At 40.4% G+C, this 11,931-nt stretch carries 7 protein-coding genes; 2 read left to right on the top strand and 5 right to left on the bottom strand.

Features of this window, described 5'->3' with window-relative positions; translation table 11 throughout:
* The first annotated feature begins 179 nt into the window (after nt 1–179).
* Together EI164_RS11110 and EI164_RS11105 are read left to right on the top strand one after the other, a co-directional pair.
* Complete coding sequence (locus tag EI164_RS11110) at nt 180–683, top strand: hypothetical protein (protein ID WP_192520027.1); 504 nt, start codon at nt 180–182, stop codon at nt 681–683.
* 374 nt (nt 684–1,057) lie between these two features.
* Nucleotides 1,058–1,510, top strand: a complete 453-nt coding sequence (locus EI164_RS11105) for a hypothetical protein (RefSeq protein WP_192520026.1) — start codon at nt 1,058–1,060, stop codon at nt 1,508–1,510.
* Nucleotides 1,511–1,720: 210 nt separating this feature from the next.
* Here EI164_RS11105 and EI164_RS11100 read toward each other — a convergent pair whose 3' ends face one another.
* From EI164_RS11100 to EI164_RS11080, 5 genes are all read right to left on the bottom strand, one after another.
* Entirely contained in the window at nt 1,721–4,132 is a 2,412-nt protein-coding gene (locus tag EI164_RS11100; protein ID WP_192520025.1) for a site-specific recombinase, read from the bottom strand.
* 247 nt (nt 4,133–4,379) lie between these two features.
* On the bottom strand, nt 4,380–6,164 hold the full coding sequence (locus tag EI164_RS11095) for an acyl-CoA dehydrogenase C-terminal domain-containing protein (protein WP_192520024.1): 1,785 nt from the start codon (nt 6,162–6,164) through the stop codon (nt 4,380–4,382).
* A gap of 595 nt (nt 6,165–6,759) precedes the next feature.
* Nucleotides 6,760–8,553, bottom strand: a complete 1,794-nt coding sequence (locus tag EI164_RS11090) for an acyl-CoA dehydrogenase C-terminal domain-containing protein (RefSeq protein ID WP_192520023.1) — start codon at nt 8,551–8,553, stop codon at nt 6,760–6,762.
* Between the two features lie 384 nt (nt 8,554–8,937).
* Complete coding sequence (locus tag EI164_RS11085) at nt 8,938–10,641, bottom strand: putative bifunctional diguanylate cyclase/phosphodiesterase (RefSeq protein WP_192520022.1); 1,704 nt, start codon at nt 10,639–10,641, stop codon at nt 8,938–8,940.
* 355 nt (nt 10,642–10,996) lie between these two features.
* Complete coding sequence (locus tag EI164_RS11080) at nt 10,997–11,845, bottom strand: 16S rRNA (uracil(1498)-N(3))-methyltransferase (RefSeq protein ID WP_192520021.1); 849 nt, start codon at nt 11,843–11,845, stop codon at nt 10,997–10,999.
* Nucleotides 11,846–11,931: the final 86 nt, after the last annotated feature.

Here is an 11,931-nt window from a genome sequence, read left to right as displayed (position 1 = left end):
TAGGCTTAGATGTGTATAGCTCATGGTTGCAATCTCACTTTGGTCGGTGGATAAAAACTTTGATGCTAGCGCATCTAGGTCTTTTTTTCACCTTGCATTTGGTATTGCACTTCATGTGTTAATCTAAGATATTATTAATAGCGCCTGCACTGGATTAATAAGAGATTTAGGGGAAAGCTATGATTTACACCAATCTAATAATGAAAGAGTTTCTAGATGTTAACGAAAGTGAAATACGAGAAGGTACATTAGATAAGGAGTTAGGTCTTATCTTAAAAGAAGGGTTTTTGCCGATAGGTGACTGCATTTTTCTAGAAAAAATATTCCCTTCAAGCTATACTCGCTGTTTAAGTGAAAAATATGAGATTGAAAAAGAGTTTACCGATTTTTCGGGTTATGAAGTTTCGACTAATAGGTTTCATATAGAAGATTTTACAGACCAAGACCCGTTCATCCAGTCCATCATATTTTCTAACAAATTTAAGAAAAAATGGCTTATAGACTTCCCTTTAGAGAGCGTTAATTTGACCATAGGTTTTCAAGACGATGAGGTTGGAAAGTTTGCAACTTTCACCTTTCACAAGAGTAGAAACGCTGAAGTAGTGCATGATATCAATAGCCTTGAATTATATGAACAGCCTATATACGTTGAGGTTCTATCTGGCAGATCAATACTTGTATAGGGAGTCAAACAGTACTTATAAATATAGGGAACTAAACGAACAAGGTTACTAATTTACCCAATTTAAAAGCCAATTATTGGGATCGAGAGTGCTTGTAACCAAGAAACAAGATAAATATTGGACGTGCAGATGACAGTGTTTATTCTAAAGTGATAGTTGTTTTCTAGCACCTCACTTTGAGCATTTGCCAATCGTATTCTATTATCTATTTAAAAATGACATCCTTGGTAGCTTAAGGGGTGATCATCAATGAATTGAAACTTGCCATCTTACATTAGTCGTTCTGCTGACCACAGCTTTTTATGGTGTTTTTATTTGGCTTTTACTTTTACTCTATCTCCTGAGCATAATTTTAATGCACCACTGGATTCTACATGAATAATGAGCACACCAACATTAGTAAGGCACCTTTCATTACGGTAAGAATGCCTAAGAAAAATGAGTTTATGATAAGTCATTTTGTAGGTGTCATAATGATGGTTAGTATGTTAGTGATGTCGTTGTTAGTATTAGCGGCATTTTTTATGAAGGCGCCGGTTAAAATTTTTACAGCAGTGGTAGCAACTTTGCTATTAACTGTTGTATTTGCTTTGGTCGCCATAATAGTTGGAGTCATTTTAAAACGTTTTAATTTTAGAATTAATTCTCTTTTTAAGTATCTGATTTTATTTTTTATAGGTACTATCAGTGCTTTTCTAACGATTGGTGCGCTCGAATTATGGTTTGTCACTTATACACCATCCGTGCTGATAGGACTTTCGGCGGTCAGTATTATTTTTTGGATTGTTGTTACGATATCAGGTAAGTTTAGTATACCTAAAGAATGAAGTTACGCCACTAACGTAAACCATTAGCTTATGGCAAATCTTGAAAATTCACTAGGGAGCCGAGCGTATTTGAATTTGCTATAGGCATACTCAAATACGCTCGGCTTTTTGGTGTCAGTGTCAGAGTTGGGAAATGACCTTGCTAAATCGTATAGTAAATAACTTTAATACCAACAGCTGACCAAGTCCAAAACCACCACATCTGCAATATTAACTGGGCAGGTTTGGTGGTTTTTTAGGCTTTGGTAACGATGTTTTGGTATCGCTCACAGAAGATTCCGCATGGTTATTATCACTATCAAAATCATTTGGTGTTTGATTATATTGAATATCGTCAGTATAGGGCACACTATTGAGCTCTTCATCCATCAAACTATCGTCAAGGTCAACAGTATTGTGAGAAGGAGCGTGAGCTTGTGCGTGGTCGCCCCCAGGTTGATTATCATAGTATATATCAGTGTTTGTTTGAGGATGCTGGGAATTACCTTGCTTGGACTCAGGTAAGATCCTGACATCAGACAAGCGTCGTACGACATAATTACTGGGTAATGTTTTGCCATTTCTCTGCGCTGAGGTATCGTCAAATATCATATGCCCTTGACTATCGATACGTGCGTACTTCATTGGTTTGTCACGTGGCCAAAAGAAGTCAGAAGGGTGACTAATGATGTGACCAAAGACCAGTTTAGTCAAACGACTCCATTCAAAAAATTTCACTTCTTTAGAGCGTAGCGCGACAAACAGTGCTAAGGAAAAACTCACTAGCAGGTTGACGATACCGATAAGTGCGACGCCAAGTATCGATATTAAAATAATGCTCCAACTCATATCATCAGCGGATATATTAAATAAACCATGTGCCAAATTCGCCGAGGCAAATGCAATATGGCGAATATCGATGGGTAGTCCGAAAATATAGCCAATCGTTGCTGTACTGCCTAAGAATACCCCGAACAAGAAATTACCCATAATGGCACCGAGATTGGCTTCTACAAAGCCCCCTAAACGAGTGAGCCATGTCTTGGGTAGTATAAACTTGAGGAGTTTATGACGTTGAATACGTGCACCTACATTGTTGTAAACGGCCAAATTATCGTAGTAACCAGCTATCAAACCTGCTAGAAATAAATACACACCAGCGATGGCAGCATGGGGGAGTGCTAGTGACTGAAAAGGATCAAGATCATGGAGCAAATGTTCCGCTTTTTCAGTGTCAATCATCGGTACGCCTGTATACTGTAGCCATGCAAATGAGATGAGAAGAGCGACAGGCACTGCTAGCATCACGTTACCCATGATGGCAATAAACTGAGTACGTAGAATATCGACGACTAATTCTGATAGCTTGGTCAATTGGTGGGATTTTTTACCTGAGCTTTCAGATATGGTAGAAGCAATAGCAGCTGCAGTCATAGCTGGCTGTTTGGTCGCGACAGTACCGCGGATGACATGGATAAAGACGAAACCCAGTCCATAAATCATGCTATTGACAAAGGCACGTCCCATTGGAGCAAGCGCCAACTGATAGGCTAGTATTTTAATAGTAGCCATAAACGCAATCATGAAGCCACCAATAGAGGCTTTTTTAAACATTTTTCGATAGCCGACTCTATCGGTACTGATGTAATGCTCACCAACACGGCTGGCATTTTCAGTGACTTTACGAGAGAGCAGCTTAGTATTGTTATTAATCAAATAACCAATGCTATAGCGGCGATTGGCAGTCTTAATCAGTGTTTGTATCAGATCAATCACAGCGCGATCACGCTTTTGATCATCATTTGTCACTAGCTCTGTTAAGACACGCATACGTTGTAAGCTTTGATCTAAGCGTAGCATCATATTAGTCAAACGAATTGAGATACCTGTTTTATAAATACGTTTGCGTACCGTGGCAACGATATCTTCGCACTGCTCAATCATTACCAACAAAGGCGCCGGATCAACGGCTTGCTCGGGAGTAATATCTGTTAAGGTATCAAGCTCATGTGCTTGTCTATATTCATTGACGAATAGTACCGCTTCTTGGTTCTGCGCAACAAATGCCGCTGAGTAATTCAGCATCTGTGGGTAAGAGTCCATCAAATCAGGATGCAAACCAATACCACTGATGCGATAAGATAAAATAATAATAGCGTTTAAAATACTGTTTTTCACATTGGCGACTAAGTCTAAATGCTTCTCTTCGACTTTTAGTACCTCTACCAATTCGTCCCATTTCTCTTCTTTAATATTAGCGAGCCAGCGCTCATCAGTGCTTTTATTGAACAAATAGCCGACCAATTCAACCACGGAGTCTTCTTGCGGTAATATCGGCAAAATACGATGACCGATTAAACGGCGTAAGCTATTGAAAAACCCTTGGTCTGACATGATACCAGTGTCGGTATATAGTGCAATTTGGCGATACTGAATGATGATCTTGAGGACAAAGCTAGAGAGCCCATCAGCATATTCTGGATGTTGGCGCAGGATATCAATAAGGGACTGAATATTTTCGTTGGCCAGTGCAGGTTCTTTATCACCTACCCGTAGTGCATCTATTAGGCGCTTTAATACTGAGGGATCAGGTACATCACTCAAGGCCGTAATTTGCTGTAGAATATGTTTCATTTCTGACACGTCGTACCTTTTGTTATGATTGTTTTAGTAGTTTTTATCATATAATTGATCAAAATAAGTATGATTTATAAAGATTTAATCAGACTTTTATTTAATGCGAACGACGATTTATTGTACGTTATTTTTATCTTAGTCACATATTGATAGTCAATTATTTTGTTAGAAATTATGATGAGAGTTATTTTGGCAAAAAAAAGGACAGCTTATATGGCTGTCCTTTTTTTTGAATATTATCTATGATAATAACTTAGCTGGCGGGTACATCAAAGTAGTCAAGATCAAAATTCATCATCGGATCACTACCAGCTTTGACCATCTGTGCATGAGCATTGATACGTGGCAAGATACGCCCCACGAAATAGTCTGCAAGCTTGGCTTTGTTGGTGTAAAAACCACCTTCTTTACCGTTAGCCGCTTCGACCATTAAAGCAAACATGTACGAGTAAGCTAGATAACCAAAGGCATGCATATAATCAACGGCACAGCCATTAATTTCACTTTTACGATCGCTAATATTGCTCAGTACAGTCGTGGTTAACGCTTCGATTGTATCTGCTGCGTCTAGCGTCGCTTGTTTGATACCATGATCTGCTTGCATATTATTGACAAAGTCACGAATCTCACCTAAGAAGTGAGTGATATATTTGCCATTATTGCGAGCCACTTTACGACCTAATAAATCAAGTGCTTGAATACCATTTGTGCCTTCGTAGATCTGGGCGATACGCGTATCACGAACGATTTGTTCCATACCCCATTCGCGGATATAGCCGTGACCACCAAATACCTGCTGGCAATCTACAGTGGCCTCTAGCGCTTTATCTGTCAAAAATGCTTTCGCAACGGGTGTTAGTAATGCAACACGAGCAGCAGCGGCTTTTGCTGAATCAGGATCGGTACTAAATTTTTCTTCATCAAGATTTTTGGCCACGTACATCGCAAAGCAGCGTGACGCTTCAGTGTTGGCTTTAGCATTTAAGAGCATACGGCGCACATCAGCATGATGGATGATGGCATCAGCTGGTTTCTCTGGGCTTTGAATTTGTGTATCGCTGCGGCCTTGACCACGGTCATTGGCATATAAAGCAGCGTTTTGATAAGCAAGTTCAGAACCGCCGAGTCCTTGTAAACCCATCGTTACGCGCTCATAATTCATCATAATGAACATTGAAGACAGACCAGTGTTTTCTGCACCCACCATCCAGCCTTTTGCGCTATCAAAGTTCATGACACAAGTGGCCGATGCTTTGATACCCATTTTGTGTTCGATAGAACCAACTGCCAATGTATTGCGCTCGCCTAAACTACCATCGTCATTGACCAAGAATTTTGGTACCACAAATAGTGAGATGCCTTTTGAACCTTCCGGTGCATTAGGGGTTTTTGCCAATACTAAGTGTATGATGTTGTCAGTTAGGTCATGCTCGCCACCAGTAATAAAGATTTTGGTACCAGAGATATCATAGCTACCGTCATCGTTAGGCACAGCTTTGGTTTTGATAATACCTAGGTCAGTACCAGCATGTGGCTCAGTTAAGCACATGGTACCAGCCCATTCACCGTTATACATTTTTTCTAGATAAGTCTGTTTTTGTTCTTCAGAAGCGGCTGCGTTTAGGCAAAGTGTGGCACCAACGGTCAGGTTTGGATAAAGCGCAAACGATTGGTTGGCAGTGAAAACCATTTCTTCAGTCAACATAGTGACCATTTTGGGAAAACCTTGACCACCGTATTCAGCATTACCGCTTAAGCCAACCCAACCTGATTCGGCAAACTGTTTGTAAGCCTCTTTAAATCCAGTTGGCGTCGTGACCACGCCATCACCGTGAAAGGTTGCGCCTTCTTCATCACCGCTACGATTAATAGGCAATAAAATGTTTTTTGACAGTTTTGCCATTTCTTCTAAGACCATATCAACGGTTTCAATGTCAACATGAGCTAAGTTTTCGTTGTTTTGCCAAAATTCTGATGCTTTAAATACGTCATTTAGAATGAAACGCATATCATTAAGAGGGGCATTATAAACAGCCATAAACATTCCTTTGGTCAAATAAATAAAATTGATAAGATAATAATTTGTTTTTCTGATTTAACTTGATTCACTCATAATCAAAGTTTAACAAATAAGCTTGCGCGCAAGTGTATTTGTTCGTGAATCGTGCGTGCACTAAAAGTTAGCAACGACTATTGAAGTACTGAGAGGCATCGCAGTGATGCTTGTTATGTGGAAAGATAGATGGGTCGGTATTTGCAGACAGTCACTGCTGACTAAGTCCTGTTGATCTATAGTCCGCGAACTATAGTCAAAAAAACATAAAACCGATACGATTGTATTATGGTGCTACTGGTACAAACTTTACTTGCTTGCTGTATTCACAGAGGCTGCGAAAAATTTATCCCAGCAGCACTGTAGCGATTTAAAAATACTTTGACCATACTAAACCGCTACGGTGTTACCCTCCCTAGAGGTACTATATGTACAATTTGCGGTCGGCTGCCTTGTAGCTGTTTTAGACTTCTCTGACTATATGTTAAGGGTCATCACAAACGTATGCAAAAATAAAGCGGCAACATACCGAAGTATATTGCCGCTCAAGAGTATATTAGTATGACTTTTAGCGCTTTAATTAAAAGGCGAACTGATCAACATCCATGCTCATGTATGGCTCTACACCAGTGCCGATACGTTGTACGTGGGTAGTGGTACGTGGCAACAGCTTAGCAAAGTAGAACTGAGCAGTTTTGACTTTAGCATCGTAGAATGCTTTTTCGCTAGTGCCCTCAGCAATAGCGGTCTGGGCGATTAATGCCATACGAGCCCATAAATAGGCTAGAGTGACATAGCCACTGAAGTACATGTAGTCAACAGCAGCGCCGCCGACCGCATCAGGGTTTTCAGTTGCTTGCATGCCAATACGTGCAGTGAGGTCGCCCCATTCTTTAAGGTGTTTGGCAAGTGGGCGAATGAATTGACCCATCTCATCATTTTCTTTGTTTTCGTCACAGAATTTTTGAATGATGTTGACAAAGTTGGCAAGTAGTTTGCCCTGTGAGCCCAATACTTTACGACCAAGCAAATCAAGTGCTTGAATTTCTGTTGTTCCTTCGTATAAGCAAGAGATGCGTGTATCACGTACGTTTTGTTCCATACCCCATTCGCTGATAAAGCCATGACCACCATATACCTGCACGCCATGATTGGCCGCTTCTAGACCAGTTTCTGTCAGGAATGCTTTAGCAATTGGTGTCAGTAGTGACAACATTTGGTCAGCAAACTTAAGATCTTCACCTTCGCCTTTTGCGACAACATCAGCAAAGTGTGAGAGGTAATAGACTAGGGCACGACCACCTTCTGCAAAGGCTTTTTCGGTCAATAGCATGTTACGAACAGCTGGATGTACAATGATAGGGTCAGCTGCTTTCTTTGGTGCTTTAACACCTGATAACGAACGCATTGCTAAGCGGTCTTTTGCATAAGTCAATGAGCCTTGGAATGCATACTCTGCAGCTGTTAAACCTTGAACGGCAGTACCGATACGTGCCACATTCATAAAGGTAAACATACACTGTAGACCACGGTTTTCTGGGCCAATCAGATAACCTGTTGCACCATCAAAGTTCATGACACAAGTGGCAGAAGCTTTGATACCCATTTTATGCTCGATAGAGCCGCAAACGACATTATTACCTTCGCCTAAACTACCATCTTCATTGACCGTTACTTTAGGAACGATAAATAATGAGATACCTTTGGTGCCAGCAGGCGCGCCTGGTAGACGGGCTAAGACAATGTGAATGATGTTGCTAGTCAGATCATGCTCACCTGCAGAGATAAAAATTTTCTGACCAGTGATACTATAGCTGCCATCTTCCTTAGGCTCAGCTTTGGTACGAATAATCCCTAAATCCGAACCGGCGTGGGCCTCAGTAAGGCACATGGTGCCTGACCATTCGCCAGTGACCATTTTTTCTAAATAGGTTTGTTTTTGAGCGTCAGTACCATGGTGTTCGATGGTTTGAATGGCACCATGCGATAGGCCAGGATACATAGAGAATGACCAGTTGGCTGTACCCACCATTTCATTAATGACAGTAGACAATGAAAAAGGCATGTTTTGCCCACCGAAGTCTTCTTCAGCAGACAAAGCAGGGAAGCCGAGCTCACAAAACGCTGTATAAGCTTCTTTAAAACCTTTTGGTGTAGTGACAGTACCGTTATCGAACTTACAGCCTTCAGCATCACCGCTTTGGTTCAATGGTGATAGTTCATTTTCAGCAAAGCTTGCAGCCATCTCGAACAGACTATCCATCAACTCACGATCAGCTTCTTGAAAGGCTGGTAAGGTTTTATAGTGGCTTTCACTGTCAAGTAACTCATGCATCACGAATTGAATATCACGTAAGGGCGCTTTATATTGCATAACTTCCTGTCCTTTTTGGAATGTAATCAAGCAAAGTCAAGAATAGTCATCTAACTGCACCGTCCGACGCCGTACAGGTGTGGCTATTTCAATCTAACGTGCCTAAACAAATGCTAGGCAATAACGTAGATGGACTGAGTTGTTGATTATATAAAATCGTATTGAAAAGAATAATGATTGCCAGAGTCAACTGAAGTCTCAATAAGACCTGACAAATTCACTATAAAAGATAGGCGTTCATGGGAAATTATACAAGTTTGGTGACAGCACTGATAAGTCATGAACCTACCTTGCATCGGTTATACAATCAAAGCTAGGCATCAAAAGTTGAGGCAAATAAGCAGATGAAAATATTAGTAATATTAAGTCATAATCGAATAGGCGTTAATGAGTACGGTACTGCTCAATCAACATTTTGGTTGCAGCATCAGCTGCCACAGGTCTACTCAGCCAATAACCCTGACCTTGTTTACAGCCCATTGATAACAGTACATCACGCTGCTGTTCGGTCTCGATGCCTTCAGCGATGATTTGCATATCAAGCGCCGTACCCAAATCTAGAATGGCTTTTACGATGGCGTATTGAGTTTGATTGTTATCAATATCAGAGATAAAGCTTTTGTCAACTTTAATAAAATCAAATGGATATTCTTGTAGATAGCTCAAGGAGGCATAACCAGTACCAAAGTCATCTAGGGCAAGGTATATCCCCAGTTCTTTGAGTAAACCCAGTTGTTTTTTTACTTTACTATGGCGTTGGATTAGAGAAGATTCAGTTACTTCAATATGTAATTGCGTCGCAGAAATATTATGTTGTATAAGAAGATTGCGTACCATCTTAAAAAAGTTAGGATGGCTAAATTCAGTGGCGTCAGCATTGATGCAGATATGTTGACAAAAACCTTGCTCTTGCCAAATAGACAGTTGCTTGGCGATTTGAACCGCCATTTGTGAGAATAGTTCAAATGATAATTTATGAGTGATAATAGCATCGATGAAATGTATTGGACGCAGTAGTCCGCGAGTCGGATGTTGCCAGCGTACTAAAGCCTCAAAGCCTGTGATAATACCAGTAGCTAACTCAAATTTTGGTTGGTAATAAGGAATAAACTGACCTTCAGCAGCTGCAGTTCTAAGCTCAGATTCTAACTGCCAGTTGCCGATAGTGGCTTCATCAATCGATGTGTCATACCAGCAGATATCTTCTCCACCTTGTTTTTTGACATAATGCAGCGCTTTTTCAGCCTTGGCCAATAATCCAGTCAATTCATCATCATCTTTGGGAAAGTAACTGGCACCAACGGAAATATGGCAGTATATATTTGCCTCTGTTTTGTCTGAGGAGAAAGGGCGTTCACATATTTGCATTAAGCTGTCTAGCTGCTGACGTACTATATTGGCATCAGGGCATTCGAATACCAAGACAAAATCATCACCACCAAAATGGGAAAAACAGGTCAGATAATCCAGTTGAAGGTTTTTAATACGCGTGACAAAGCTTTTTATCAACGTATTAATGCCATCAGGGCCTAGTAGGCTTGCGAGGCTACGATAACGATCAATATTCAAACGTACAATAGCGATTTCTTGGTAAGTATCTAATAATAAATCATTGGTTTTACTCAAAAACACTTTACGGTTGGGTAGGCCTGTGACCTGATTATAATTGAGTAAATGAGCCACTTTTTTTTGATCTTTAATAGCTGCTGACATATCACGAACCATACCTACGTAGTACACAGTCTGCTCGATACATATCTTACGATAAGTCATATGGCAATCAATGACTTGCCCATATCGATTTGCCATTGCAAAGTGTTTTTCATAAAAGCCACTACTGTTTAGGTGGCTAGTGATATCCGCTAAAATCGACCCTTCATCTGCTGATAAAAATTTTGCCGCATAAATACCAAGCGGTCGTCCAAGCAAAAAAGACTCATTATAGCCAATCGTCATTTCATAACAGGCATTAACCGATAAATAGCACAAGTTGGCATCTAAAATAAAGATAGCGTCATCAAGTTGCTCGCATAACTGTGCCAGTATTTGCTGTTTATCTGAGACTGGAATGGCAGTGGCATTAGTCATAATTGGACTCATAATGGCAAAATAAAATAATAGGGTGTGTTTGATATTCCCAAATAAGCACTGCTGCTTACTAATACGGCTCCAAGCAAGGCGTAAAATAATGCTAATGCTCGTGCCGTAGCGAACTTTATAACTAATGTGGAGCAGTTTTAGTACCAACTCGTAGAGAAAGCACTCTTTTTACCATTTTATGGTTAGACATAGACACTTAGAATAACTAAATTTACTATTTTTAACGTCAAAGGGTCTAAAAAATAGTCTTCATCAGTGCCATAGCTGCAGTATCAAATATGTCCTAGATAAGTTTACCTGTTTTAGTCGTGCTGAATATTCAACACTATTTAGTATTTGATAATTAATAGCTCAAAGCATGTAAGGTTGCTAATGCAACCACTGGTGCAGTTTCAGTACGCAAAACCCTTTTACCGATTTGCCAAGGTTGAAAACCAATTTCTGCTGCTTTTTGACGTTCATCGTCGCTGAGTCCTCCTTCAGGGCCAATGAGTAGCTCAATATAAGGCGCTGATTGTGCCAGGGTGGCTAACAGTGACTCAGGCATCGCGGGCTGTCCTTTTTTTGGTACGCTCAACTGCATACGTAAGTCGGCTGGCTGCTGTAGTACTTGGTAATAAGAATCTTGACTGAGATCAGCTACTATAGGGCTAACGACGGTGTCTGCTGGGTTGTATAACCAGTCATTAATAGAGATAGGTGACAAAATAAGTGGTGGACGATTGAGTCCGCACTGTTCGCAAGCCGCTATAGCCACTTGCTGCCAATGAGCCAGTTTTTTCCCAACTTGTGCAGGTTTTAGATTGACCTCACCATGATGACTACTTAATAACTGGATAGCAGTGACGCCAAGCTCTGTTGATTTTTGAATCGCATAGTCCATGCGTTCACCGCGACTCATGACCAGACCGATTTTACTAAAAATAGGTGCAGCTTTATCATCAGATAGCTGCATCAATAAGGTAGCCGTCGCTGATTTTTTATTTATATTTTCTAGTTGTACCTGATATTCGCCACCAAAGCCATCAAATAATACACCTTTTTCACCAACATTTGCCCGTAATACGCGGCACCAATGATGCACGATATTCTCTGGTAATTCGATCTCGCTGCCTAAGGGTAAGGTATGTAATTTAGGTAGAGAGAGAATATTATCAGTATTAGTGTTAATGGTATAAAAAAAACGTCTCACAGGTTTTTTATTCCTATAATTAAATTGATATTAGGGCGTGTTGAACATTCAAATATTAGGGCTGCTGATCGCTAAAATTGCACCAA

This window comes from Psychrobacter sp. FME13 (assembly GCF_014861395.1).
Lineage (GTDB): Bacteria > Pseudomonadota > Gammaproteobacteria > Pseudomonadales > Moraxellaceae > Psychrobacter.
This window is presented reverse-complemented; position numbering and strand designations above follow the sequence as displayed.

Bases quoted from the DNA above. Each gene is read 5' to 3' on its own strand.
- EI164_RS11095 (WP_192520024.1), bottom strand. From the start codon at position 6,164: ATGGCTGTTTATAATGCCCCTCTTAATGATATGCGTTTCATTCTAAAT.
- EI164_RS11090 (WP_192520023.1), bottom strand. From the start codon at position 8,553: ATGCAATATAAAGCGCCCTTACGTGATATTCAATTCGTGATGCATGAG.
- EI164_RS11105 (WP_192520026.1), top strand. From the start codon at position 1,058: ATGAATAATGAGCACACCAACATTAGTAAGGCACCTTTCATTACGGTA.
- EI164_RS11110 (WP_192520027.1), top strand. From the start codon at position 180: ATGATTTACACCAATCTAATAATGAAAGAGTTTCTAGATGTTAACGAA.
- EI164_RS11085 (WP_192520022.1), bottom strand. From the start codon at position 10,641: ATGACTAATGCCACTGCCATTCCAGTCTCAGATAAACAGCAAATACTG.